Here is a 25,895-nt window from a genome sequence, read left to right as displayed (position 1 = left end):
CGCGACGGCCGGGCACGCCGCTCCGGTAGGGTCTGGCGAATGGCTCTCTTCAGCGAGGCGGCAGATGTCTCGGTCCGTCCGGCGGTCCCCGGCGACGAGGTCGCGGTCACCGCGATCCAGATCGAGTCGTGGAGGTCCGCGCACGGCGACGTGCTGGGCGCAGCGGTGATCGACGCGCTCGACGTCCCCCGGATGCAGGAGCAGTGGGCCGGGGCGGTCTCGTCCCCGCCCGGCCCGGGCTTCGCGGTGCTCGTGGCCCTCGCCGCGGACCGGATCGTCGGCTTCGCAGCCGTGTCCCCGGGCCAGCTCGTCGCGCTCGAGGTACAGCCGTCCCACCAGCGGTCCGGGCACGGGTCGCGGCTCCTGTCCGCAGCCGTCGACCGGTTGCGTCAGGACGGTTCGGAGGAGGTCGTGGCGTGGATCCTCGACGGCGACTCCGCGCGCGAGCAGTTCCTCGGAGGAGCGGGCCTGGGACCCGACCACCGCACCCGCACGCTGGCCACGGGGGTGCGCGACGTCGTCGAGCACCGGTGGAGCGCGTCGATCTGAGGAGCGCCTCGTGCTAGGGCGTGTCTCTCAGGTCAGGTGACCGCGCATCCATGGTCTCTCGGTGGGGCAGACTCTCGGCTGTGATCACGGTGAGCTCTACGCGCAGCATCGAGGACAACTACGAGGCGATCGTGCTGCTGGACGTCGAGTCGGGAGACACGATCGAGTTTCAACGCTCGTTGGCCCACAACCCGCAGGACGTGGCCCTCGGCCAGGACACCTACGCCATCGTGCGTGGTGGCGCCGCCGTGCACTATGGCGGCCTCGTTCGGTTCACCATGCAGGGCGACGTCCTCGCGCTCGAGTTGACACCTGACGCAGCAGCGGTGCTCGAACTGCCCAGACTGGTCGAGCTCGCCGTGGACGATGCAGCCAGCATCATCGAGCAGCACCTGCCCCGGATCGTGGCGCCGACCGCATGATCGCTCAGCGGCTCAGCGGCTAGAGAAACGCCTAGACGTAGCTCTGGATCTCGTCTCTCCGCGCTCGTGCCTCTCGGTGGCGTTGACGGCGCCGGAACTGCGCTCTGAATCGCCGTTGAGCGGTTTCGATGCGGTCTGCCGACGGATCTGCCGCCCGCTCGTAGTACTCGTTCTCTGCGTCGTCGCGCCCGCCGTCCGCTTGGACCAGGCGACCCAAGGAGACCTTGCTGGGTTCGCCTTTCGGGAGCGCCGCAACCCACGGCCCCTTGGCTGAATCGCTACCCACGTGTCCAGGGTGGGGCAGACTCCCAGCGCCTCTGCTGGGCGCTCGCCACTTGGGAGACACGCGCTAGCGAGACGCCTTGCGCTCGGCGCGGTACATGCCCGCGGCCTTGCGCAGCATGGCGCGGGCCCGCTTGCGGTCCCCCGACGCGTCGTACGCGAACGCCACGTGGTACCACGAGCGCCAGTCGTCGGGGTGCTCCTCGGCGCGGGCGCGGTGCTCCTCGAACGCGGCGTCCGCCGCGGCACGGTCGATGCGGCCGCCCGGCGAACGCGGCAGGTCGTCGACGGGCAGCTCGTCCGCGGCCGCCAGCTCGTCGGCCATCTTCTGGACCGTGACGGCGAGCCAGAACTCCCACGCGATGAGGCCGATCACGAGCAGCGGGATGAGCAGGACGCCGATCCCGATCGCGATCCCCACGGGCTCTCCCGTGCTCACGAGCCCACGGGCACGGCCCAGGATCGCCCACACGTAGATCGCGAGGAGGGCCGTGACGACCACGGCCCCGATCAGGCCCTTGCGGTTCCTCACGAGAGGTCCATGACGTTCTCGAGCCCGACGGTCAGGCCCGGGCGCGAGACGACCTCGCGGATGCCGAGCAGGACGCCCGGCATGAACGACACCCGGTCGAACGAGTCCTGGCGGATGATCAGCTGCTCGCCCTCGTTGCCGAAGAGGATCTCCTCGTGCGCGACCAGACCGCGCAGGCGCACCGCGTGCACTCGGACCCCGTCGACGTCGGCGCCGCGCGCCTCCCAGCCCGACTCGGTCGCGTCGGGGCTCGCACCGAGCCCGGCCTCCGCGCGCGAACGGGCGATCGCGTGGGCCGTGTGCGTGGCTGTGCCGCTGGGCGCGTCGACCTTGTTCGGGTGGTGCAGCTCGATGACCTCGGCCGACTCGAAGTAGCGCGCGGCCTTGGCCGCGAACGTCATGGCCAGGACCGCCGACAGGCCGAAGTTCGGAGCGATCAGCACGCCGACGCTCGTGCCCTCGGCAGCCCGGCGCCCGAGGTGCGCGATCAGGCGGCCACGGCTCTCGTCGGTCCAGCCCGTGGTGCCCACGACAGCGTGGACCCCGAGGTCGATCAGCGCGTGCACGTTGTCCTCGGTGACCGACGGGACCGTGAAGTCGACCGCGACCTGGGCACCCGCCGCGGCGACCTGCGCCAGGTCGTCCCCGGCGTCGATGCGCGCGACCAGCTCCAGGTCCGGTGCGGCCTCGACCGCCGCGCACACCGTGGCCCCCATGCGCCCGGCCGCACCCAGGACGGCGACCTTGAGGGGCGTCGAGCCTGCGGGCTGCGGGGTGGGCTGGGGAGCGCTCTGGCCTGGGGTCACGTCGTTCGAGGTCACCCGACAACCCTAGCCGCAACGCGAGGAGGACCGGTGCGCGTGATGCGCACCGGCCCTCCTGACTCACCTGGTGAGACTCAGTCCCCGAAGGGACCCACGCGCACGGTCGAGCGCGGACGGGAGGCGAGCTCCTCCGCGAGCTTGCGCACGTCGTCGGACGTCACCGAACGGATCCGGTCGAGCGACTCGGCCACGCTCAGCAGCTCGCCGAACACGAGCTCCGACTTGCCCAGGCGGCTCATGCGCGAACCCGAGTCCTCGAGCCCCAGCACCAGTCCGCCCGAGAGCTGACCGATGCTCCGGTCGAGCTCAGCGGCCGTGATGCCCGACTCGGCGAGCTTCTCGAGCTCGCTCGTCATGAGCTCGGTGACCTGGTCGACCTTGGAGGGCGCGCAGCCTGCGTACAGGCCGAACGTCCCGATCCCGCCGTGGCCCGACGCGAACGAGTACGTCGAGTACGCGAGCCCACGCTTCTCGCGGATCTCCTGGAAGAGTCGCGAGCTCATGCCGCCACCCAGGACGGCGCTGAGCACCGAGAGCGTGAAGCGGCGGTCGTCGGTCGCGGACAGGCCCGTGCCACCGATGATGACGTTGGCCTGCTCGACGGTCCGACGGATCGTGAGCTCGACGGCCTCCGTCCCCACGCCCTGCACGTCCGCGTTGTCGCGGCGGGCACGCGGGGTGCCGGCAGGGTCGAGGTCCCAGCCGCCGGTCGTGAGCGCGGTCGCGACCTGCTCGCACAGCGTGTCGTGGTCGACGCCACCGGCCGCGGCGACGACGAGCGTCTCCGGGCGGTAGTGCCACTGGTAGTGCTCCCAGACGGCGCTGCGCGGCACGGCGTTGATGGTGTCCGGCGTGCCGCCGATCGGGCGCCCCAGGGGGTGCCCGGCCAGGACGGCCTGCGCGAACTCCTCGTGCACGACGTCCGAGGGGTCGTCGTCGTTCATCGCGAGCTCTTCGAGGATCACGCCTCGCTCGGTCTCGAGCTCGTCCTCGTCGAGGCGTGCGGAGGTCACCATGTCGGTGATGACGTCCACGGCCATCGGCAGGTCGGAGTCGAGCACGCGAGCGTAGTAGCAGGTGTGCTCCTTGCCCGTCGCGGCGTTGGCCTCACCACCGACGGCGTCGAACGCCTCGGCGATGTCCATCGCGGACCGGCGTGCAGTTCCCTTGAAGAGCAGGTGCTCCAGGAAGTGCGTGGAGCCGAAGTGACCGTCGGTCTCGTCGCGCGAGCCGACGCCGACCCACGCCCCGACGGTCGCCGAGCGCAGGCCCGGCATCGACTCGGTGAGGACCCGAACCCCGGCCGGGGGGGGGGGGGGGGCAGGACGGAGCGACGGATGGTCGCCCCGTCCTGCCCGGCGGTCAGCTCACCCTCGGGCGAGCCCGAGGGGACGAGCGGAAGGTTCCAGGGCACGTCAGGCGTCGTCCCCGGCCGGTGCCTCGGCGTCGGCGGGCGCGTCGGTCTCCTCGACGACCGCGTGCAGCGACAGCTTGCCGCGCGGGTCGATCTCGCCGATCTCGACCTGGACCTTCTGGCCGATGGACAGCACGTCCTCGACGTTCTCCACGCGCTTGCCACCGACGAGCTTGCGGATCTGGCTGATGTGCAGCAGACCGTCCTTGCCCGGGGACAGCGAGATGAAGGCGCCGAACGACGTGGTCTTGACGACCGTGCCGACGAAGCGCTCGCCGATCTCGGGGACGTGCGGGTTGGCGATCGCGTTGATCGCCGCGCGGGCGGCCTCTGCGGAGGGGCCGTCGGTGGCACCGATGTACACGGTGCCGTCGTCCTCGATGGAGATGTCCGCGCCCGTCTCCTCCTGGATCTGGTTGATCATCTTGCCCTTCGGGCCGATGACCTCGCCGATCTTGTCCACGGGGACCTTGACCGCGATGACGCGAGGAGCGTTGGGGCTCATCTCGTCGGGCACGTCGATGGCCTCGTTGAGGACCTCGAGGATGGTCAGGCGAGCGTCGCGGGCCTGGGTCAGCGCGCCGGCCAGGACCGAGGCGGGGATGCCGTCGAGCTTGGTGTCGAGCTGGATGGCCGTGATGAACTCACGCGTGCCGGCGACCTTGAAGTCCATGTCGCCGAACGCGTCCTCGGCGCCGAGGATGTCGGTGAGCGCCGCGTAGCGGGTCTCACCGTCCACGGTGTCGGAGACGAGGCCCATCGCGATGCCCGCGACCGCTGCGCGCAGCGGCACACCGGCGTTGAGGAGCGAGAGGGTCGAGGCGCACACGGAGCCCATCGAGGTCGAGCCGTTGGACCCGAGGGCCTCGGAGACCTGGCGGATCGCGTAGGGGAACTCCTCGCGGCTCGGGAGCACCGGGACGATCGCGCGCTCGGCGAGTGCGCCGTGCCCGATCTCGCGACGCTTCGGGCTGCCCACGCGGCCGGTCTCGCCGGTCGAGTAGGGCGGGAAGTTGTAGTTGTGCATGTAGCGCTTGCGCGTCTCCGGGGAGAGCGTGTCGAGCTGCTGCTCCATGCGGAGCATGTTCAGCGTGGTGACACCCAGGATCTGGGTCTCGCCGCGCTCGAAGATCGCCGAGCCGTGGACGCGGGGCAGGACCTCGACCTCGGCGGACAGGGTGCGGATGTCCGCGAGCCCACGGCCGTCGATGCGGAAGCCGTCCGTGAGGATGCGCGCGCGGATGAGCTTCTTCTGCACCGCGCGGTACGCGGCGGAGATCTCCTTCTCGCGGCCCGCGAAGTCTCCGGCGAGCTCGGCCTGGACCTCGGCCTTGATCTCGTCGAGACGGTTCTCGCGGTCCTGCTTGTCGGCGATGCTCAGGGCCTCGCCCAGGCGTGCCGACGCGGCGGCCTCGACCGCGGCGTAGGTGTCGTCCTGGTAGTCCGGGAACGTCGGGAAGTCCTGCACGGGCTTGGCGGCCTTGGCCGCGAGCTCCTGCTGCGCCTCGACGAGCACGCGGATGAAGGGCTTGGCGGCCTCGAGGCCCTCGGCGACGACCTCTTCGGTCGGGGCGCCGACGCCCTCGTTCTTGATGAGGTTCCAGGAACCCTCGGTGGCCTCTGCCTCGACCATGGTGATCGCGACGTCGTCACCCACGACACGGCCGGCGACGACCATGTCGAAGACGGCGCGCTCCTTGTCGGAGTACTTGGGGAACGCGACCCACTGGCCGTCGATCAGGGCGACGCGGACGGCGCCGATCGGGCCGGAGAACGGCAGGCCGGACAGCTGCGTCGAGATCGACGCGGCGTTGATGGCCAGGGTGTCGTACGCGTCGTCCGGGTGGATCGCGAGCACGGTGATGACGACCTGGACCTCGTTGCGCAGGCCCTTGACGAACAGGGGGCGCAGCGGGCGGTCGATCAGGCGGCAGGCCAGGATCGCCTCGGTCGAGGGGCGACCCTCACGACGGAAGAACGAACCGGGGATCTTGCCGGCGGCGTACTGCCGCTCCTCGACGTCCACCGTCAGGGGGAAGAAATCGAACTGGTCCTTGGGGTGCTTGCCGGCCGTCGTGGTCGACAGCAGCATGGTCTCGCCGTCCAGGTAGGCGGCTGCGGAGCCACCGGCCTGACGCGCGAGGCGTCCGGTCTCGAACCGGACGGTACGGGTTCCGAAGCGACCGTTGTCGATCGTTGCTTCGGTGAATTCGATCTCGGGACCCTCCACGGGTGCCCTCCTCACTCTCGAAGTGCCGCCTTCGGTGCCTGTCGAGGGTGCATCCACTCGACGCTCGGCGGTCTTCGATCGAGGCTCACGGTCTTCCCGCTCGAGGCGGGTTCCGGGGGCCACTACCGAGGACCGAACGAAAGGCTGGCGGCGTGGGTTTCTTACGGGTACATCACACCGGACCAGCCCGGTCCCTGGTGGGACCGGGCTGTGTCAGGGGGTGTCAGCGACGCAGACCGAGGCGCTCGATGAGGCTGCGGTAGCGGTTGATGTCGACCTTCTGCAGGTAGCCGAGGAGACGGCGACGCTGGCCGACGAGGAGAAGCAGGCCACGACGGCTGTGGTGGTCGTGCTTGTGCTCCTTGAGGTGCTCGGTGAGGTCCTTGATGCGCTGCGTCAGCATCGCGACCTGGACCTCGGGCGAACCGGTGTCGCCCTCGCTCGTGGCGAACTCGGTCATGATGCGCTGCTTGGTGGCAGTGTCGAGGGGCACGGCTCTCCTTGTAGTGTTCGTTGCGCGGCGCCTCAGGGCTAGATCCCTGGGCTCTTCGGCAGGCTGACCAGCCTCCGCGGCCGTTCTGACGGCGCCCATAGTCTAGCAGGGTTGGCTCGGAGACGGTCCCGGGCTCAGTCGCGCAGCAACCCCTGCCGTCGCGCCTCGGCCACGGCGGCCGTGCGCGAGTCGACGCCCAGCTTCTCGTACACGTGCACCAGGTGCGACTTGACGGTCGCCTTCGACAGGAAGAGCTCGCGCGCGACCTCGTCGTTGGACAGTCCCTGGGCCACGAGCCCGAGCACCTCGAGCTCGCGCAGAGAGAGCGAGACGCCGGGTGCCCGCATGCGCCCGAGGAGGCGCCGCTGGACGCTGGGCCCGAGCGCGACCTGCCCGGCCGCGGCCGCACGGATCGCGGCGGTCAGCTCGTCGGTCGGGGCGTCCTTGAGCAGGTACCCCGTGGCACCGGCCTCGATCGCGGCGAGGATCTCCTGGTCGGAGTCGTAGGTCGTGAGGATCAGCACGGGCGGACCGCCCAGGCGGACGACCTCGCGCGCGGCCTGCGCGCCGCCCATGCGCCCGTCACCGAACCGCAGGTCGAGCAGCACGACGTCGGCCTCGAGCCCCGCTCTCACGCGGCGCACGAGCTCCTCGGCCGTGGCGAGCTCGTCGACGACCTCCATGTCTCCCTCGGCGTCGACGACGGCCCGCAGGCCCGCGCGGACCACGGGATGGTCGTCGGTCAGCACGACGCGGACGGTCACCAGTCCTCCTGGGGGTCGAGCGGCAGGTGGACCGCGAGCGCGGTCCCCTCGCCGGGCGAGGACTCGAGCGAGAAGGTCCCGCCGAGCTCGGCGACGCGCGAACGCATCGCCGTCAGGCCGAAGCCCGAGCGGGGCGCGGGGGTCTCGTCGGCGGCGCCGGGTTCCCCGCCGGTCTGCCCGACGACGGAGCGCATCCCCCGTGACGGGCCCGGCACCGCGCCGGCCCGACCGGCGACCACCTGCCGCGGGTCGAACCCGCGGCCGTCGTCGACCACGTCGAGCGCCACGGCGTCACCGAGGAAGCTGAGGGTGACCGCGGCCCGCGACGCCCCCGCGTGCTGCACGACGTTCGCGAGCGCCGACTGGGCGATGCGCAGCAGCGCGGTCTCGACGGGCACGGGCAGCGGACGAGCCTGCCCCGAGGCCTCGACCGTGACGGTCAGCCCTCCCCCGGCAGCGAGCGCCGTGCGGTCGGCGACCCGTTCGAGCGCGCCCACCAGGGTCGCGGACTCGAGGTCGGCCGGTGCCAGGTCGCGCACGAAGCGTCTCGCCTCGGCCAGGTTCTGCTGCGCGGCGAGCCGCGACTGGGTGACGTAGCCGCGGGCGGCGCGTGCCGCCGTCGGGCCGGGGGCTCCCGGGGCGAACGCCCCCGGCGCCACGACCTCCTCGAGCGACGCGTCCGCGGCGCGCAGCAGCAGCTCGATCGACGAGAAGCCCTGCGCGAGCGTGTCGTGGATCTCGCGCGCGAGGCGTTCGCGCTCGGTCGCGACCGCGGCCTCGCGCTCCGAGGCCGCGAGGTCCGCGCGCGTGCGGACCAGGTCGTCGATGAGCTCCTGGCGCCCCTGCGACTCGCGCACGATCGTCTCGAAGCCGAGCACGACGGCGATCGCGACGAGGCCGCCGAACGTCGGGCCCAGGATCGAGCCCACGAGCTGCTGCCCGCCCAGGATCGCGCCGCCGATCGCGCACACCGTGGTCGCGGCCACGGCCAGGATCCCGCGGCGCGGACCGAGCACGTGCATCTCGAGGAACATCAGGGGGAAAGCGATCCACAGCGCGACCGGGGTCAGGAGCAGCAGGAGCGCCCACCCCACGATCAGCGCGGCGACCCAGGCGCCCGTGGGCCACCAGGCGCCGCGCGGGGCGTCGACCGCGGTGTCGCGCACGTTGATCCGTGCGCGCCCCACGCCGTAGACGGCCAGGAGCGCCAGGCCGCACGCGAGCGCGCCCCACGCCCCGGCGTCCAGCCCCCCGGCGCTCAGGGCCTCGGCCCAGCGCGAGCCGACCGCGAGCCCCACGAGGGCCACGAGGAGCACGTCGAGCGCGACCTGGAGCCCGAGGGCTGCGGAGATCACGGCGCGAGGCTTCACATCGCCACCCTAGCCACGCGGCGGGCGCGACGTGCCGCGAGCGATCCATCGAAAGGTTGATCCTCGGCCCCACCCTGCGGCCACCAGAGACCGTCCACGGGCCCGATCCGCGCGGGGCGCTCCGGCGGGAGGCTGGACGCAGATCGAATCCCACCCACCCACCGGAGGCTCTTGATGTTCGTCGCGCTGCGCGACCTGCGCTTCGCCCGGGGACGCTTCGTCCTCATGTCCACCGTCATCGTCCTCATCACGTTCCTCGTCGGGTTCCTCGCGTCGCTGACCGCGGGCCTGGCCCGCGCGAGCACGTCGGGCATCACCGACCTCCCGGTCGACCGGCTCGCGTTCACCGTGACCGGCGACGCCAAGCCCTCGTTCACCGAGTCCCAGGTCGACGCCACGCAGTGGGACGCGTTCGCCGCGGTCGACGGCGTCGACGCGGCCGAGCCCCTGGGCATCGCCACGACGCGCGCGTCGGTCACCGCGGGTGCGGACGGCGAGGCCGGGACCACCGCGGCCGTCACCGCGTTCGGCTCGCGCGCAGGCTCGGGCCTCGTGCCCGACGGCGCCGAGGCCGCCCCCGGCACCGTGCTGCTCTCGAGCGGCGCGGCCGACGACCTGGGTGCCCAGGAGGGCGACGAGGTCGCCCTGGGCTCGCTGACCCTGACCGTCGCCGGTGTGCTCGACACCCAGGCCGACTTCTCGCACACGCCCGTCGTCTGGATGGACCTGTCCGACTGGCAGGCCGTCGGCGCCCGCGGCGGCGGAGCGTCGGGCGACGAGGTCGCCACCGTCGTCGCGATCACCGGGGACCCGAGCAGCTCCGCGCTCGCCGCAGCGGCGGACGAGACCGGCACCGCGACCCTCTCGCCCATGGGTGCACGCGCCGCGGTCAGCTCGTTCTCGGCCGAGAACATGTCGCTCACCATGATGCAGGGCTTCCTGCTCGCGATCTCGGCCCTCGTCGTGGGCGCGTTCTTCACGGTCTGGACCATCAACCGGGCCGGCGACGTCGCGGTGCTCAAGGCGCTCGGCGCCTCGACCTCCTACCTGCTGCGCGACGCGATCGGCCAGGCGCTCGTCCTGCTCGTGCTCGGCGTCGGCGTCGGGAGCGCGCTCGCCGCCGGGGCCGGAGCCCTCGCGGCCCAGGTCATGCCCGTCGTCGTCTCCCCCGCCACGACGCTCCTGCCCGCGCTCATCCTCGTGGTGCTCGGGACCGTCGGCGCCGTCGCGGCGATCATCCGGATCACGCGCATCGACCCGCACGCGGCGCTCGCGGCCCGCTGAGGCGCTCCCCGCTCCTGGCCGCTGCGTCGCGCCCACCGGTCGCGGCCCACGCCCCCATCGCTCTCGCTCCTGAAAGGCACACCATGGACCTCACCCTCGACCACATCACCCTCGTCTACCCCGACGGCGAGTCGACCGTCACCGCGGTCGACGACGTCTCCCTGACCGTCCCCGCCGGGACCACGACCGCGGTGCTCGGCCCGTCGGGCTCCGGAAAGTCGAGCCTGCTCGCCGTGGCCGCGACGCTCACGACCCCGACCGCGGGCCAGGTGCGTATCGGCGACGACATCGTCAACGCCCCCGCCGGCGGGGCGGCGGCCGGTTCGGCCGTGTCCTCGGACTCCGCGCGGCTGCGCCGCGACCGGATCGGGATCGTGTTCCAGCAGCCGCAGCTCATCGCGTCGCTCACGGCGCTCGAGAACCTCGAGCTCATGAGCCACCTGCGCGGCGAGCGGCCCTCCACGCACCGCGACCGGGCGCTCGAGCTGCTCGACGCCGTCGGGCTCCGCGACGTCGCCGCCAAGCGGCCCGGCCAGCTCTCGGGCGGTCAGCGTCAGCGCGTCGCCATCGCCCGGGCCCTCATGAACCACCCCGAGGTGCTGCTGGTCGACGAGCCCACGTCGGCGCTCGACCACGCGCGCGGCGTCCAGATCATCGAGCTCGTCACGCGCCTGACCCGCGAGACCGGCGCAGCGACGATCGTCGTGACCCACGACGAGGCGACCCTCGACACGGTCGACGCACGCGTGCACCTGGCGGACGGGCGGCTCGTGGGAGCGGGAGAGGCCGCGGTCGTGCGGGCCTGAGGAGGGCAGCGTCCCGTGCGCGCTCCTACCGCTCGAAGGGGCGCCTCAGGAAGTGCTCTGCCGCGCGAGCAACGCCGTCCGCCCGAGCTCTCGGCCCCACTCGCGGGCCCGCTCGACCTCACCCGGGCACAGCGGCCCCTCCATGCCCTCGACGTAGAACGAGTGCGGTGAGTCGGCGGGTGAGAGCCCGCGGCGGCGGACCACCCGGTCGGCGGCGCGGGCGGCGCTGCCCGGGAGGTGCTTGACGGTCTTGACGCGGGTGTCGAACGTCGCGCCGAACCGCCCCGAGGCGTCGTCGGCGATCGCGTCGAGCCACTCGCGGATGCCTCGTTCGACGACCGGGCTGCCCGGCCGTCGACCCGCCGCCTCCTCGCGAGAGGCTGGGCGTGACATCCCGAATGCGTGCGTGGGGCCACCGATGACGATCAGGTCGGCCCCGAGGACGTCGTCTCCCGGCGGCGTCGAGGAGACCTCGACCGTCCGCACGTCCACCTGCTCGGCCAGCCCCTCGGACACCGCCCGTGCGATCTCGGCGGTGTTCCCGAACATCGACTCGTAGATCACGACTGCTTCCATGGCTCGCTCCTGTCGTCAGCACCAGGCTGCTCGCGGAGCACCACCACCGCCAGGACCTTTGGTCCGGGCTGCACGGGTCCTTGGACCCGGGCCGGACGCGTTCACCCCAGCAACGGCTTGGCCCCCGTCGCCCGCACGTGCGACGCCACGGCCAAGGCGATCCAGACCGCGATCCCCTGGAACACGATGAGCGCCGGCGTGGGCGCGCCCACGAGCAAGCAGATGCCGAGCGGGATCGCGCCGAGGACGGCCGCGTCGGGTCCTTGCGCGACCATCGAGGCCGCCCCCGTCGGGAGTGCTCCGGCAGGGGTCGCCATGAGCGGGCCGGACCAGTTGGGCGGCTTGCGGTAGGCGCTGCGGATCGCGGCGCCGCCCATGCCGACCGCTACCACGGCCACGAGCGCGAACCAGAGCGGTTCACGCGTGGTCAGCACGAGCGGCACGGTCCCGACCACGAGGGCCACGAGCGCCGTGAGGGAGGGCGCGACGGTCCGTGCCAGCCGGGCGTCGCGCGCGGACAACGGGACCATCGCGTCGAGCGCGGGCACCATCTCCGCGGTGCGTGCCCCCTCCGCACCGAGCTGCGCGGCGCGGAAGCCCGCGACGACCAGCAGGACGAACAGCCCGAACCCGCCCGTGAACGCGGGCACCTGCTGGGCGACGATCACCAGTGCAGTGAGGCCGACGAGCTGAGCGAGCGCCGACGGGCTGCGGCGCAGGAGCGTGAGGTCGGCCGCGACGAGAGCCGACACCGGCCCCCGGACGAGCCCGAATCGCGTGGGCCTGCGGACCTTGCCGCCACGGGTCGAGCCGGCCCTGCTCAGGGCGCGCCCCAGCTCGCGGGTGTCGAGCGAGAGGATCGCCCCGCCCGCCTGGTCGGCCACCGCGCTCTGCGCACGCAGCACCTGGGCGCCGAGCACCTCGAGCCGGCGCCACCACACGACCACGAGGGCGAGCGCACCCAACCCGAGCGCACCGATCACCCAGGCGGGGACCCTGAGCTCGCGCAGGTCGGACCGGCCGGCCGCGACGAGCACGACGCCCGCGACCGGGACCGCCGCGAGCACCACGTCGCTCACGCGAGCGACCCTGGCCGCGACGGGCGTCCGGGGCTGGATCAGCCCCGCGAGGCCCACGAGCAGCAGCCCTGCCGCGGCGCCCAGGGCCGCGCTGCGCCCTGCCACGGCCGGGTCCGCGCCCGAGGCCAGCGCGACGACCGCGAACCCGCCCGCTCCCACGACGAGCGCCACCGCGACGCCGCGCCAGTACGACGGGGTGAGCAGGCCACGCCGGTCGACGGGCATGGGCACCCACCACCGCACGCCCGCGCTGCCCGTCCCCAGGGGGCCGAGGCGCACGGCCATGCCCGTCATGAGCGCCAGGAGCGCGACCGAGCCGAGCGCCTGGATCGTGGCGGCCGTCAGGACCGCGTCACGGCCGCCCGCGGGCTCGACGAAGATCGTCTCGCGGAGCACGTTCGCCGCGCCGATCACGAAGCCGATCGAGATGGCGATCGACACCACGACGTAGGCGATGTTCCCCAGCAGCTCGCCCGGGCCCGCGTCGGCCCGCGAGGCCGTGACGCGTGCGGTCAGGCGACGGATCTCCCGACCGGAGAACTCCTCGTCCGGGTCCGCGACGAGCAGCGGCAACGGAGCGCGCTCGATCTCGGGTTCCGGCGCCACCGGCCCGGGCGCCGCTGGGCCACCCGGGGCGGCGGCCGCGGCCGCCGCGGCCGCCACGTCGTGGGGTCCCTTCGTCGGGCCGTGCGGGCGCTTCTTGCCCCTGCCCTGCGCCGCGTTCATCGCCCGCTCCTCAACGGACCCGGGCGAGCGCGTCGAGCGCGGCCTGGTGCCCCAGGCGCAGGCACTCGTCGTCGCCGACCAGGAGCCCGCGCGCACCGGTGCGTTCGACCAGCTCGGGGTCGTGCGTCGCGAACACGACGGCGGCCCCGCGCCCGGCCTCCTCGACCAGGATGCGGGCCAGGTCGGCCCGCATGCCCGGGTCGAGGCGCTGCTCGGGCTCGTCCAGCACCAGGACCTCGCGGGGGCGGGCGAACCCGGCCGCGAGCAGGAGGCGCCGCCGCTGCCCCGAGGACAGCTCGGTCGGCATGGCCCCGGACTGTGCCGCGAGGCCGAACCGGTCGAGGAGCTGGTCCACGACCTCGCCCGCGCCCGCCACGCCGTGGCCGCGCGCGGTCAGGACCAGGTGCTCGCGCGCCGTGAGCCCCGGGAAGTAGGCGTCGTCGTCGAGGATGCCGACGACCTTGGCGCGGAAGTCGCGCTCGCGCTCGTCCACGTCCCGCCCGAACGCCAGGACCTTGCCGGACAGGGGCGCGAGCACCCCCAGGAGCGCACGCAGGAGCGTCGACTTGCCGCTGCCGTTGGGCCCGATGATCGCCCACAGCTCGCCCGGCCGGACGGCCAGGTCGACGGGCGCGCACACGGGTGCCTCGGCGTACCCGACGCGCAGGGCACGGGTCTCGAGCACGGGCTGCTTCTTGACCGACACGGCTACTCCCCCGCCCCGGTCGTGGACGCGCCGACGCCGCCCGGTCCACCTGGCCCGCTCGGCTCGGGGGAGGTCCGCGCAGGCGTCCTCGCGCCCGGGGCGAGGATCACGCGGGCTCGCGCGACGTCGTCGTGCATGGTCTCCACGAGCGCGTCGATCCCGTCGAAGCGCAGCGTGGGGCGCAGGTGCTCGACGAACTCCAGGACGACCTCCTCGTCGTACAGGTCGAGGTCGGTGCGGTCCAGGACGTAGGCCTCGATGCGGCGCTCGACGCCGTCGAACGTGGGGTTGGTGCCGATCGAGATGGCCGCGGGCAGCACGCCGTCACAGTTCCCCGGGTCCGCCGCGAGGAGCTGGGGACGACGCAGCCAACCCGCGTAGACGCCGTCGGCCGGGACCATGCCGCTGATCGCGCCCAGGTTGGCCGTGGGGAACCCGAGCTCGCGCCCGCGCGCGTCGCCGTGGATCACCACGCCGCGCAGGCGGTGGTGACGTCCGAGCAGCGCCGCGGCCTCGCGGACCTTGCCGTCCGTGAGCAGGCCGCGGATCTCGGTCGAGGACCAGCGCCCGCTGGGCGCCGTGTCCGCTGCCGTCGAGGCGGCGTCGCCGGAGGCGCTCGCGGGCCCGGGCTCCCCGCCGACGGTCCCGACGTCGTCGATCGCGCGCACCTCGAAGCCGTGCGTCCGGCCGAGCTCGATCATCGTCGCGAGGTTGCCCGCGTTGTCGCGCCCGAACCGTACGTCGTGCCCGACGACGACCGTGCGCGCGCCCAGGCCGTCGACCAGGTAGGTCCGCACGAACTCCTCAGGGCTCTGCCGTGCGAAGTCGAGCGTGTACTCGACGAGCAGCACGGCGTCGAGCCCCGTGGCCTCCAGGAGCTCCAGGCGGTCGGCGATCCCGGTCAGGAGCTCAGGTGCCTGCTCGGGTCGGTGGACCATCGCGGGGTGCGGGTGGAACGTCACGGCCACGGCCTGGGAGCCGGACTCCCGGGCGAGGGACACGATGCGGCCGAGCACCTCGGCATGGCCGCGGTGGACGCCGTCGAAGTTGCCGATCGTCACGACCGACGGTCCGAATCCCGGCGGAACCTGGTCCAGGTCCGTCCACAGGTGCACGCGTACTCCTCGAGATGTGTGTGAGGCGGGCCTGCTCAGGAAGCCCGACGACGGCGCGCACCCACGGCGCGCCTGGTCAAGATTGCCACGTCTCGCCCGGGTGTTCCCCATCGAACCGGCGAACGGTCACCCGTCGGACGTGCCCGGGCTCACGCCGGGGCGAACACGATCACAGGCTTGGCCTTGTGCTTGCCCTCGCGCACCACGTTCTCGAGCAGCGCGACGAGGGACCCGTCGTCGCCGATCGCGGCCGTCGTGGTGTCCTGGGGCGACGGGTCGACCCACTTGCCGTAGGACAGCGCGTTGCGCTCCTCGGGCGTCAGGTCGCGCACCGGGAACGTGGCGCGGGCGGCGTCGGCGAGCGGAACGGTCACGAGCACGCCGTCGCGCTCGACCTGAGCCTCGAGCTCGGAGAGCGTCGAGGCCCCGTCGATCGCGTAGCCGCCCACGCGCGTGCGGCGCAGGGCCGTGAGATGTCCCCCGACGCCGAGGTCCGCACCCAGGTCGCGGGCGAGGGCACGGATGTACGTTCCCGACGAGCACACGACCGTGACGTCCACGTCGAGCGCAGGAAGGTCGCCCGGCTCCGCGGCCGCGACCGGCCGGACCTCGTGGACGTCGAAGCGCGAGATCGTCACGGGCCGCGCCTTGAGCTCGACCTGTTCGCCCGAGCGGACGAGCGCGTACGCGCGCTGCCCGTCGACCTTGATCGCGGACACCGAGCTCGGTACCTGCTCGATGGGTCCGGTCAGCAGCGCGACCCCCGCGTCGATCGCCTCGCGCGTCACGGCCGAGGCGTCCGCGCGCGAGGTGGTCTCGCCCTCGGCGTCGTCCGTGGTCGTGGCCGCGCCCAGCCGGATGGTCGCGGTGTACTCCTTGTCCGCGCCCACCACGTAGGTCAGCAGCTTGGTGGCGCGCCCGATCCCCAGGACCAGGACGCCCGTGGCCATGGGGTCGAGCGTGCCCGCGTGCCCCACCTTGCGCGTCCCGGCGAGACGACGCAGGCGCGCCACCACGTCGTGGCTCGTGAGCCCCTGGGGCTTGTCGACGATCACGAGACCGTCGGGGGCGGTGGGGCGGCGCTCGCGCACCGGCTTCTGGTCGTGCGTCATCGGGAGGGGTCCTCGGTGCTCGGGAACGGGGTGGTGGGGAGGCGGGGGCTCAGCGCCCGGAGGCGGCGGGGCGGGACTCGGCGGGGTCGGGGTCTCCGGCGTGGGGTCCGCCCGGCTCTCCCGACCCTCGCTCGCCGGTCCGCCGGGCAGCCGGGTCGACCGCGGGGAGCGCGTCGCCGAACGCGCACCGCACGAGCTCGCCCAGACGCGGGTCCGCGCCGAAGTGCTCGGGGGCGCCGATCGCGAGCAGCGTGTTGAGCAGCATTCCCTGGGCGAGGAAGTCTCGCGCCTGGTCGAGCGTGCCGCCCGTGCGGTCCACGTAGACCTCGAAGACCTCGACGAAGAACTCGCGTGACCGCGCCCCGAACACGGGGTCCGCGCCGGCCGCGAAGCCGTGCATCATGACGAGCAGGAGGTTGCGGTCGGCGAGCAGCCGGACGTAGGTCGCGGCGAGCTCGTCCCCGGCCGCGGGCCCGGCGGGCACCGCGGAGAACGCGGCCACGATGCGGCGGCCGATCCGGTCGAAGACCTCGGCGAACAGCTCGTGCTTGGTGCCGAACATCCGCACGACGTAGGGCTGGGACACGCCCGCGGCCCGGGCGACCTGGTCGGTGCTCGTCCCGGCGTAGCCGCCCGCGGCGAAGACGGCCGTCGCGGCGTCGAGGATCTGCTCGCGGCGCTCGTCGCGCGACATGCGCCGCGTCGAGGCCTCGGGCTCGGCGACCTGGGCCCGTGCGGAACTCGGTGCGCTCTCCATGTTGACAAGGTTATCAGTTGATTACTAGCGTCGGAATCCTAGTAATCATCCGATGCTTACCTCTTCGAGGAGTCCTCATGTCCACGACCGCCGCCCCCGACCGACCGCCCACCCTCGCGACCGACGCCGCCCTCCCCGCGGACCTCACCACCGCGATCGACGACGCACGCACCCCCGGTGCGCGGCGCCGTCGGCCTCTCGCGCTGGTCCTGGTAGCAGCCTCGCTGCCCATGTTCATGGCCACGCTCGACAACCTCGTGGTCACCGGCGCCCTGCCCGTGATCGCCCGCGCGCTGCGGCCGAGCGTCGAACAGCTCCAGTGGTTCGTCAACGCCTACACGCTCGCGTTCGCGACGCTCATGCTCGTGGCGGCCTCGCTCGGAGACCGGTTCGGCCGCCGCCGGGTGTTCGTCGTCGGGATCGCGGTGTTCACGCTCGCATCGGTCGCGTGCGCGCTCGCCGACACCCCGTCCGCGCTCATCGCGGCGCGCGCCGTGCAGGGCGCAGGGGCCGCCGCGATCATGCCGCTGTCCCTCGCGCTCATCGCCGATGCTGTCCCCCGCGCCCGCCGGTCGCTCGCGATCGGGATCTGGGGCGGCGTCTCCGGTCTGGGTGTCGCGCTCGGGCCGCTCGTGGGCGGCGCGGTCGTCGAGGGCATGAGCTGGGAGGCCATCTTCTGGATCAACGTGCCCGTCGCTCTCGTCGCGGTCCCGCTCGTGCTCGTCGCGCTGCGCGAGTCGTTCGGGCGCCGCGGTCCGATCGACCTCGTGGGCCTCGCGCTCGCAGGGACCGGTGTCTTCGCAGGGGTCTGGGGCATCGTCCGGGGCAACGAGGACGGGTGGACGTCAGCGGTCGTGCTCTCGCTGCTCGCCGGCTCGGTCCTGCTGCTCGCGGCCTTCGTCGCGTGGGAGCAGCGAGTGGCCCGCCGGGGCGGCTCGCCGCTCGTCCCCCTGCGCCTGTTCCGTTCGCGCAGCTTCGCGGTCGCGAACGTGTCCGGCTTCGCGTTCTCGCTCGGCATGTTCGGCGCCGTGTTCCTGCTCATCCAGCACTTCCAGATCGCCGAGGGCCTCTCCCCGCTCGAGGCAGGGATCCGCACGCTCCCGTGGACCGCGGCCCCCATGCTCGTCGCTCCCGTCGCGGGCATGCTCGCGCCGCGCCTCGGGATCCGGACTCTCCTCGTGACCGGGCTGACCCTCCAGACGCTCGCGCTCGCCTGGCTCGCGATCGTCTCGTCGGGCGCGACGTACGCGCAGCTCGTCCCGGCGTTCGTGCTCGCGGGGATCGGCATGGGTCTGACGTTCGCACCGAGCGCGACGGCCGTCCTGGTCGACATGGACGAGTCCGACAACGCGACCGCGAGCTCGACCAACTCGACGCTCCGAGAGGTGGGTGTCGCGCTGGGCGTCGCGGTCCTCGTCGCGGTCTTCCAGGCCGCGGGCGGAGCGCTCACGCCCGACCTCTTCACGGCCGGGCTGCCGGCCGCGCTGTGGGTGGGTGCCGCGAGCGTGGGGGTGGGCGCGGTCGCCGCGACCTTCCTGCCGCGCCGCTCCGCCCGCCCGACGGCGTAGGTCGCCCGCCGGGGGCGGGTCCGGTGGGATGCGGGGACGGCTGGACGCCCTTCGCAGGCGCCGGCAACGCCCAGCCGGAGGCCGGACAGCGGAACGGCCGGTCCCCTGCGGGGACCGGCCGTTCGTGTGCTCGTCGTGCCGCACCCGCCCGATCGCTCGGCCAGGTGCATGGGCGCCGTCAGGCGGGCGCGACCTCGTCGGAGTCCGCAGACCCGTCGGCCTCGACCTCGTCGTCAGCAACAGGCTTCTTGTACGGGTCGGCGTCGCCGGCGTACGTGGCCTTCTCGCGCAGCGCGGCCAGCTCGGCATCGCGACGTGCGGCCTCGTGGAGGGCGACGTCGAGGTGCGCAGCGGTGTCCGGCACGGAGTCGAGGTGGAACTCGAGGGAGGGCGTGAGCCGGATCCCCGTCTGCTTGCCGACCTCGGAGCGGATGATCCCCTTGGCGCTCTCGAGCGCCGCGGCGGTCCCTGCCCGCTCCTCGTCGTCGCCGTAGACCGTGTAGAACACCGAGGCGTTCTGCAGGTCACCGGTCACACGCACGTCGGTGATGGTCACGAACCCGAGACGCGGGTCCTTGATCCGGGTGTCGAGCATCTGCGCCACGATGACCTTGATGCGGTCAGCGAGCTTGCGAGCCCTGGGCTTGTCGACCATGGTTCAGTCCTTTCATCAGAGGGCCCCGCAGGAAGTCAGCTCCTGGTGGGCCCTTCGGGCCACGTCCTGAACGAACAGCTCCGCCGACGCCGGGCCGTGAGGTGTGGCGGGTCGTGGTGGGTCTGGCACGGGCCACCAGGCCCGCGGCAGACCCGCCACACCTCACGGGTAGGCGTCAGCGGAGAGGTACGTCAGCTACGCGGCTTCTCCCGCATCTCGAACGTCGCGATCGTGTCGCCGACCTGCAGGTCGTTGAACGAACCGAGACCGATACCACACTCGAAGCCCTCGCGGACCTCCGTGGCGTCGTCCTTGAACCGCTTGAGCGACTCGACCGTGAGGTTGTCGCCGATGACGGCTCCCCCACGCAGGACGCGTGCCTTGGTGTTGCGTCGGATCTCGCCCGAGCGGACGATCGAACCGGCGATGTTCCCGAACTTGGAGGAACGGAAGACCTCGCGGATCTCGGCGGTGCCGAGCTGCACCTCTTCGTACTCGGGCTTGAGCATGCCCTTGAGTGCAGCCTCGACGTCGTCGATCGCCTGGTAGATGATCGAGTAGAAGCGGACGTCGACGCCCTCGCGCTCGGCCAGTGCCTCGACACGCTCGCCGTACTTGACGTTGAACCCGATGATGATCGCGTTGTCCACGGTCGCCAGGTTGACGTCGTTCTGGGTGATCGCACCGACGCCGCGGTGGATGATCCGCAGCTGGACCTCGTCGCCGACGTTGATCTGCAGCAGCGCGTCCTCGAGTGCCTCGACGGCACCGGAGACGTCGCCCTTGAGGACCAGGTTGAGGGTCTCGACCTTGCCCTGCTCGAGAGCCTGGGCGAAGTCCTCGAGGCTGACGCGCTTGCGACGCTTGGCCAGGAGGGCTGCGCGCTCGGCCGCCTCGCGCTTCTCGGCGATCTGACGGGCCGTGCGCTCGTCCGGAGCCACGAGGAACGTGTCACCGGCGCTGGGCACGGACGCGAGCCCGAGCACCATCACGGGGCGGGCAGGGCCGGCCTCGGTGACGTTGTTGCCGTGCTCGTCGAACATCGCACGGACACGTCCGTGAGCGGTGCCCGCGACGATCGCGTCCCCGACGTGGAGCGTGCCGGACTGGACCAGGACGGTCGCGACGGCGCCGCGGCCCTTGTCGAGGTTCGCCTCGATGGCGACGCCTCGTGCGTCCTTGTCCGGGTTGGCACGCAGGTCGAGCGAGGCGTCCGCCGTGAGGAGGACGGCCTCGAGGAGCGCGTCGATGCCCTGGTTCTGCTTGGCGGACACGTCGACGAACATGGTGTCGCCGCCGTACTCCTCGGCCACCAGGTTGTACTCGGTGAGCTGCTGGCGGATCTTGGCGGGGTTGGCCCCCTCCTTGTCCACCTTGTTGACCGCGACGACGATCGGCACGCCGGCCGACTGCGCGTGGTTGAGCGCCTCGACCGTCTGCGGCATGACGCCGTCGTCCGCTGCGACCACGAGGATCGCGATGTCGGTCACCTGGGCACCACGAGCACGCATGGCGGTGAACGCCTCGTGACCCGGGGTGTCGATGAACGTGATGGGACGGTCGACGCCCTCGTGCTCGTGACGGACCTGGTAGGCACCGATGTGCTGCGTGATGCCGCCGGCCTCGCCGGAGATGACGTCGGTCTGGCGGATCGCGTCGAGCAGTCGGGTCTTACCGTGGTCGACGTGACCCATGACCGTGACGACGGGCGGACGGGCCTGGAGCTCGTCGTCGCCCTCGCCCTCGAGCTCGGCGTCCAGGTCGATGTCGAAGGCACCGAGGAGCTCTCGGTCCTCCTCCTCCGCAGAGACCATCTCGATGACGTACCCGAGCTCCGCGGCGAGCGAACCGAACGTGTCCTCGTCGAGCGACTGCGTGGCGGTCGCCATCTCACCGAGGTGGAACAGCACCGTCACGAGGCTCGCGGGGTTCGCGTCGATCTTGTCCGCGAAGTCGTTGAGCGAGGAGCCGTGACGCAGGCGCACGACGGTCGAGCCGTTCCCACGGGGAACCTGCACGCCACCCAGCGAGGGGGCCTGCATCTGCTCGAACTCCTGGCGCTTCGCCCGCTTCGACTTGCGCCCACGGACGGGGCGCCCTCCTGCGCGACCGAACGCACCCTGGGTGCTGCCACGACCTGCGCCACCGCGGCCACCGCCACCGGGACGACCGGCGAAACCGCCGCCACCACCGGGAGCGCCGCCGGGGCCTCCACCTGCGCCACCGGGACGACCGGCGAAGCCGCCGCGACCGCCACCGGCACCGCCGGCGCCGCCACCCGGACGACCGCCGGGAGCAGGACGGTCACCGGGGCGACCGATCGAGGTACGACCGGGCATCATGCCCGGGTTGGGACGGGGACCACCCGGACGCGGGGCAGGACGGGGACCACCGGGACGGGGGCCACCGGTGCGCTCGGCGCTGCCTGCTGCTGCTGCGGGGTTGGCGTTCGCTGCCGGGTCCGCGGCGCGCTCGGGGCGTGCACCCGGACGGGGCATGCCCTGGCTCGAGGCGAACGGGTTGTTGCCCGGGCGCGGGGCGCCGGCGCGCGGCATGCCCTGGCTCGAGGCGAACGGGTTGTTGCCCGGGCGCGGGGCGCCGGGACGTCCGCCACCACCGGTTCCGCCGGAGCCGCCGGGGCGAGCTGCTGCGGGACGGGGGCCCGGCGCGGGGGCGTTGCCGCCACCTGCCGGCTTGGGCGACGCCGACGGCTTGCGCTCGGCGGCGGGAGCCGGCGTGGCGGCGGGCTTGGCTGCAGCGGGGGCTGCGGGCGTGGGCTCGACGAACGCGGGGCTCGCTGCTTCCTTCTGGGGTGCCGGTGCCTTGGGCGCGGCGGGTGCCGGCGCGGGGGCAGCCGGAGCCGCTGCTGCGGGCGCAGCCGGTGCGGCCTCGGCGGCCGGCACGGGCTTGGGCGCGGCGGGACGTGCCGGCGCGGGCTTCGCGGCGGCGGGCTTGGCGGGAGCGCTTGCGCTCTCCGTGCCACCGACCGGGAAGGTGTCGCGCAGCTTGCGGACGACCGGCGGTTCGATGGTCGAGGATGCCGAGCGGACGAACTCACCGAGTTCCGTCAGCTTGGTCATGATGGTCTTGCTCTCCACCCCGAGCTCCTTTGCGAGCTCGTAGACGCGGACCTTTGCCACAACTCTCCTGTCTCGGCCCACCCGAAACAGGGAGGACCGTCTTTAGTGCTGGGTGCTCATCGCTGGGTACTCATCGGGTGCCCATCGGCTTCTAACCCGCTTCCTTGTCGACGATTCGTGCGGTGTTCGTGCGGTACTGGCGCGGCTCGGCTGGGGCGGCGCGGGTGCGCCGCCGACCGGGACCGCCGACTTGACGATGACTGGCGATGACTGACGACGGGTCAGTCTTCCCTGTCGAGATGGGCGTGAACTCCGGCGAGGTCCACGGGTCCTGCGAGACGCAGCGCCCGGGGAAAGGCTCGTCGACGCTCGGCCAGCTCGAGGCAACGCCGAGCATCGTGGAGCCAGGCGCCGCGCCCCGGGAGCGACCTGCCGACATCGACGACGAGCCGGGGCTCTGGGATGTCGGGCTGGTCCACCACGAGGCGGAGAAGAACAGACCGTAGGTCACGCTCCCGGCACCCGACGCACGTCCGAACGGGCGCGTGAGCGCCTGGAGGGTCGTGCGACGGATTCCGGACCCGTGGCCCAGTCAGGGACAGTCTAGCGCGCCCGCTCACCGAGTGTTACCGGTTTCCGTCGCCGGAACCCGGTCCGTCGACCTCGTCGAAGCCTCCGCGGGCCCGGTCGTCGGCCGCACCGGGGTGTGCACCCTCGTCCGAGCGGATGTCGATGCGCCACCCTGTGAGCTTCGCGGCAAGCCGGGCATTCTGCCCTTCCTTGCCGATCGCGAGGGACAGCTGGAAGTCGGGGACGACCACGCGTGCGGCACGGGCCTCGGCGTCGACCACGGTGACAGACGTCACACGGGCCGGCGACAGTGCGCTCGCCACGAACTCCGCCGGGTCGTCGCTGAAGTCGACGATGTCGATCTTCTCGCCGTGCAGCTCGGCCATGACCGCGCGCACGCGCCCGCCCATGGGTCCGATGCACGCGCCCTTGGCGTTGAGCCCTGCGACGCGCGAGCGGACCGCGACCTTGGAGCGGTGACCCGCCTCGCGGGCGATCGCCATGATCTCGACCGAGCCGTCGGCGACCTCGGGGACCTCGAGCTCGAAGAGCTTGCGGACGAGGTTCGGGTGCGTGCGGCTCAGCGTGATCTGCGGACCCTTCATGCCGCGGGCGACGTCCAGGACGTACGCGCGCAGCCGCTCGCCGTGGACGTAGTCCTCGGTCGGGACCTGCTCGTGCGGCGGGAGGACCGCCTCGGTGCCGCCCACGTCCACGAGGACCATGCGCGGGTCGTTGGCCTGCTGGATGATGCCCGCGAGGACCTCACCCTCCTTGCCGCGGAAGTTGCCCAGGATCTGGTCGTCCTCCGCGTCGCGCAGCCGCTGCACGATGACCTGGCGTGCCGTCGCGGTCGCGATGCGACCGAAGTCCTTGGGCGTGTCGTCGAACTCGGGGCCCAGCACGGGCGCGCGGTAGCGCCGCACGGGCTCGCCGTCCTCGTCCACCTCGTCGGCCGCGTCGTCGGCGTCCTCCTCGGCGGGGATCTCCTCGCGCGCCCAGACCGTCACGTGGCCGGTGCGGCGCTCGAGCTCGACCCGCGCGCGGGCGTGCGCGTCAGGGGTCCGGTGGTAGGCGGAGAGCAGCGCCTGCTCGATCGCCGCCACCAGGATGTCGAGGCTGATGTCCTTCTCGCGCTCCAGCAGGCGCAGCGCGCTCATGTCGATGTCCATCGATCAGACCTCCTCGTCGTTCGGGGCGATCGCCCCGGGGTTCTCGTCAACAGCCATCTCCGGGCCGAGGTCCGCCTCGAGCGCACGCTTGAGCTCTACCTGGATGGCGCCGCGCGTCACGTCGTCGAGCGCCACCGAGTCCACCGGGGCACCGGTGAGCAGCAGGCGGCCGTCCTCGACCTCGCGCAGGCGCCCTTCGACGCTCCCGCCGTCCGTGAGCGTGAGCCTGACGATGCGGCCACGAGCGCGCTTGAAGTGGCGCAGCTCGGTGAGGGGACGCGAGGTGCCGGGCGTCGAGATCTCGAGCGTGTAGGCACCGGGGAAGGCGTCGGACGCGTCGAGCGCGTTGTTGATCTCGCGCGAGACCTCCGCGACGGCGTCGAGGTCCAGGTTGCCCACCGCGTCCTCGGGCAGGTCCACCGTGATGCGGACGACCGAGCGGCTGCCGGCCAGGGAGACGGTCACGTCCTCCAGGTACAGGCCCGCTGCCTGCACCGCAGGTTCCACGACCTGGCGGACCCTGTCCGCACCGGCCTGCTTCGCCTTGTTCATGTCTCGGTCTCCCGTCGGCTTCCAGAGCCCACCGGGCAGTGGAATCGACCGGTGTGCTGTTGTACGGGTTCAGCCTAACGACTCACCCGCCAGGAACGTGACATCATCACCCTCGATGACTGCCGAACCGACTCCCCGCCTCCACCCGTCGAGCGCCCCGAGCGACGCCGTACGGTCCGCTTCGCCCGGATATTCACGGGTCCGGGCGAATCGTCGTCGTCCCGCAGGTCGCGCGGTGGTGTCGATCGTCACGTCCCTCGCGCTGCTCGCCGTGGCCGGGTGCGGCCTGCGCCTGGAGACCCCTCCCCCGACCGAGCCCGTGCCCGACGCCCAGGAGACGCTGCGCCGCAGCGCGGTCGACGGCGCGCTGCTCGTGGGTGACCTCGCCGAGGCGGCGGTGGCGACGTCGTCGGGCCTGGACCCGACCGCGCTCGCGACGCTCACCGAGACGGGCACCTTCGCCGACCTCCACGTGACGCAGCTGGGCGGCGTCTACGACTCGGGCCTCCCCGAGCCCGAGCCCACCGCGAGCGCGACCGACGAGCCCACCACGCCCACCGCGGCCACGCCCGCCGAGGTCCTCGACGCGCTCGCCGCCTCGAGCGCGAGCATGCGCGAGGGGATCGACCAGACCGACGACGGCCCGTTCGCACGGCTCCTGACGTCGATCGTGTCCTCGCAGGACGCCTCCGCGCGTCAGCTCGCAGCCATGACGGGCACCCCGCTGCCCGAGTCCCTCGTGCTCCCGACCGGCCTGCTCGTCCCCGAGACCACGCCGTCGGGCCTGACCGCGACGGACCTGGCGACCATCATCGAGGCCGAGGACGCCGCGGGGTACGCGTTCGAGGTCCGCGCGGCCCTCTCGGACGGCGACGTGCGCGCCGCAGCCCTCGACCGCGCGGTGCTGCACCGCGCCCGTGCCGAGGCCTGGGCCCAGGCGGCCGGCACCGCGGGAGGGGCGCAGGACCCGCGCCGGGTCGCCTACTCGGTCCCGGCCGACGTCCCGACGGCGGAGCTCGCCGTCCAGCTCGAGTCCTCGCTCGCGGAGTCGTACGCCGCGCTCACGGCCGAGGCCGGCACGGGCACGCGCCTGCCGCTCGCCGACCTGTCGACCGAGGCGAGCCTCGCGGCCGTCGCGTGGGGCGCTCCCCTGGGTGCGTTCCCGGGCCTGCCCGAGCAGTCGACGACTCCCCCGGCGGCCGGCTGAGGACGCTCCTCAACGGACGGGCCGGGTCCTGGAGCATCGCTCCGGAACCC

23 protein-coding genes and 1 pseudogene are annotated in these 25,895 nt (G+C 72.8%); 6 read left to right on the top strand and 18 right to left on the bottom strand.

Annotated features, from left to right (window positions below; genetic code table 11):
- Positions 1–39: 39 nt before the first annotated feature.
- Positions 40–549: a GNAT family N-acetyltransferase gene (locus H9641_RS11570; RefSeq protein ID WP_191803901.1), complete on the top strand. Its 510-nt coding sequence runs from the start codon at positions 40–42 to the stop codon at positions 547–549.
- Between the two features lie 80 nt (positions 550–629).
- Positions 630–971, top strand: coding sequence for an Imm10 family immunity protein (locus H9641_RS11565; RefSeq protein ID WP_056648744.1), 342 nt, complete (start codon positions 630–632; stop codon positions 969–971).
- 349 nt (positions 972–1,320) lie between these two features.
- Here the strand turns inward: H9641_RS11565 and H9641_RS11560 are convergent, their stop codons facing one another.
- The 7 genes and pseudogenes from H9641_RS11560 to H9641_RS11530 all read right to left on the bottom strand — a co-directional run bounded on the left by H9641_RS11560 (position 1,321) and on the right by H9641_RS11530 (position 8,880).
- Entirely contained in the window at positions 1,321–1,785 is a 465-nt protein-coding gene (locus H9641_RS11560; RefSeq protein ID WP_056648742.1) for a hypothetical protein, read from the bottom strand.
- Positions 1,782–2,591 (bottom strand): 4-hydroxy-tetrahydrodipicolinate reductase, encoded by an 810-nt coding sequence (dapB, locus tag H9641_RS11555; protein WP_404821942.1) that lies wholly within the window; start codon positions 2,589–2,591, stop codon positions 1,782–1,784. The genes H9641_RS11560 and dapB overlap by 4 nt, the downstream gene beginning before the upstream one ends.
- A gap of 92 nt (positions 2,592–2,683) precedes the next feature.
- A pseudogene (locus H9641_RS11550) lies at positions 2,684–4,023 on the bottom strand (M16 family metallopeptidase).
- Position 4,024: 1 nt separating this feature from the next.
- Complete coding sequence (locus tag H9641_RS11545) at positions 4,025–6,253, bottom strand: polyribonucleotide nucleotidyltransferase (RefSeq protein ID WP_068627427.1); 2,229 nt, start codon at positions 6,251–6,253, stop codon at positions 4,025–4,027.
- A 223-nt stretch (positions 6,254–6,476) separates the two neighbouring features.
- The gene (gene rpsO / locus H9641_RS11540) at positions 6,477–6,746 is read right to left on the bottom strand and encodes a 30S ribosomal protein S15 (RefSeq protein ID WP_056648736.1); all 270 of its coding nucleotides are present in this window, start codon (positions 6,744–6,746) and stop codon (positions 6,477–6,479) included.
- A 134-nt stretch (positions 6,747–6,880) separates the two neighbouring features.
- The gene (locus H9641_RS11535) at positions 6,881–7,510 is read right to left on the bottom strand and encodes a LuxR C-terminal-related transcriptional regulator (protein ID WP_191803899.1); all 630 of its coding nucleotides are present in this window, start codon (positions 7,508–7,510) and stop codon (positions 6,881–6,883) included.
- On the bottom strand, positions 7,507–8,880 hold the full coding sequence (locus H9641_RS11530; RefSeq protein WP_191803897.1) for a sensor histidine kinase: 1,374 nt from the start codon (positions 8,878–8,880) through the stop codon (positions 7,507–7,509). The genes H9641_RS11535 and H9641_RS11530 overlap by 4 nt, the downstream gene beginning before the upstream one ends.
- Before the next feature lie 174 nt (positions 8,881–9,054).
- On the opposite strand from H9641_RS11530, the gene H9641_RS11525 reads away from it, so the two are divergent.
- Both H9641_RS11525 and H9641_RS11520 read left to right on the top strand, forming a co-directional pair.
- Entirely contained in the window at positions 9,055–10,164 is a 1,110-nt protein-coding gene (locus tag H9641_RS11525) for an ABC transporter permease (protein ID WP_191803895.1), read from the top strand.
- An 83-nt stretch (positions 10,165–10,247) separates the two neighbouring features.
- The gene (locus tag H9641_RS11520; RefSeq protein WP_191803893.1) at positions 10,248–10,970 is read left to right on the top strand and encodes an ABC transporter ATP-binding protein; all 723 of its coding nucleotides are present in this window, start codon (positions 10,248–10,250) and stop codon (positions 10,968–10,970) included.
- Between the two features lie 45 nt (positions 10,971–11,015).
- Here the strand turns inward: H9641_RS11520 and H9641_RS11515 are convergent, their stop codons facing one another.
- The 6 genes from H9641_RS11515 to H9641_RS11490 all read right to left on the bottom strand — a co-directional run bounded on the left by H9641_RS11515 (position 11,016) and on the right by H9641_RS11490 (position 17,041).
- A complete protein-coding gene (locus tag H9641_RS11515; protein ID WP_191803890.1) occupies positions 11,016–11,546 on the bottom strand; it encodes a flavodoxin family protein in 531 nt (176 codons plus the stop codon).
- 101 nt (positions 11,547–11,647) lie between these two features.
- Positions 11,648–13,351, bottom strand: a complete 1,704-nt coding sequence (locus H9641_RS11510) for a DUF6297 family protein (RefSeq protein ID WP_191803888.1) — start codon at positions 13,349–13,351, stop codon at positions 11,648–11,650.
- A 10-nt stretch (positions 13,352–13,361) separates the two neighbouring features.
- Positions 13,362–14,057: an ABC transporter ATP-binding protein gene (locus tag H9641_RS11505; protein WP_068627434.1), complete on the bottom strand. Its 696-nt coding sequence runs from the start codon at positions 14,055–14,057 to the stop codon at positions 13,362–13,364.
- A gap of 2 nt (positions 14,058–14,059) precedes the next feature.
- On the bottom strand, positions 14,060–15,172 hold the full coding sequence (locus H9641_RS11500; RefSeq protein WP_191803886.1) for a bifunctional riboflavin kinase/FAD synthetase: 1,113 nt from the start codon (positions 15,170–15,172) through the stop codon (positions 14,060–14,062).
- 149 nt (positions 15,173–15,321) lie between these two features.
- Entirely contained in the window at positions 15,322–16,284 is a 963-nt protein-coding gene (truB, locus tag H9641_RS11495) for a tRNA pseudouridine(55) synthase TruB (protein ID WP_191803883.1), read from the bottom strand.
- Between the two features lie 49 nt (positions 16,285–16,333).
- The gene (locus H9641_RS11490) at positions 16,334–17,041 is read right to left on the bottom strand and encodes a TetR/AcrR family transcriptional regulator (protein WP_225220357.1); all 708 of its coding nucleotides are present in this window, start codon (positions 17,039–17,041) and stop codon (positions 16,334–16,336) included.
- 77 nt (positions 17,042–17,118) lie between these two features.
- On the opposite strand from H9641_RS11490, the gene H9641_RS11485 reads away from it, so the two are divergent.
- Entirely contained in the window at positions 17,119–18,609 is a 1,491-nt protein-coding gene (locus H9641_RS11485; RefSeq protein WP_191803882.1) for an MFS transporter, read from the top strand.
- Positions 18,610–18,787: 178 nt separating this feature from the next.
- On the opposite strand, the gene rbfA is transcribed toward H9641_RS11485, so the two are convergent.
- The 5 genes from rbfA to H9641_RS11460 form a co-directional block, all read right to left on the bottom strand.
- Positions 18,788–19,264: a 30S ribosome-binding factor RbfA gene (rbfA, locus tag H9641_RS11480; protein WP_191803878.1), complete on the bottom strand. Its 477-nt coding sequence runs from the start codon at positions 19,262–19,264 to the stop codon at positions 18,788–18,790.
- A gap of 191 nt (positions 19,265–19,455) precedes the next feature.
- On the bottom strand, positions 19,456–22,404 hold the full coding sequence (gene infB, locus H9641_RS11475) for a translation initiation factor IF-2 (protein ID WP_191803876.1): 2,949 nt from the start codon (positions 22,402–22,404) through the stop codon (positions 19,456–19,458).
- A gap of 221 nt (positions 22,405–22,625) precedes the next feature.
- A complete protein-coding gene (locus H9641_RS20735; RefSeq protein ID WP_318244552.1) occupies positions 22,626–22,823 on the bottom strand; it encodes a YlxR family protein in 198 nt (65 codons plus the stop codon).
- 147 nt (positions 22,824–22,970) lie between these two features.
- A complete protein-coding gene (gene nusA / locus H9641_RS11465; protein WP_191803872.1) occupies positions 22,971–24,086 on the bottom strand; it encodes a transcription termination factor NusA in 1,116 nt (371 codons plus the stop codon).
- Positions 24,087–24,089: 3 nt separating this feature from the next.
- Positions 24,090–24,638 (bottom strand): ribosome maturation factor RimP, encoded by a 549-nt coding sequence (locus H9641_RS11460; RefSeq protein WP_191803869.1) that lies wholly within the window; start codon positions 24,636–24,638, stop codon positions 24,090–24,092.
- 235 nt (positions 24,639–24,873) lie between these two features.
- On the opposite strand from H9641_RS11460, the gene H9641_RS20730 reads away from it, so the two are divergent.
- A complete protein-coding gene (locus H9641_RS20730; RefSeq protein ID WP_191803867.1) occupies positions 24,874–25,845 on the top strand; it encodes a DUF4439 domain-containing protein in 972 nt (323 codons plus the stop codon).
- Positions 25,846–25,895: the final 50 nt, after the last annotated feature.

This window comes from Oerskovia merdavium (assembly GCF_014836755.1).
In the GTDB taxonomy this organism is placed as follows: Bacteria; Actinomycetota; Actinomycetes; order Actinomycetales; family Cellulomonadaceae; genus Oerskovia; species Oerskovia merdavium.
This window is presented reverse-complemented; position numbering and strand designations above follow the sequence as displayed.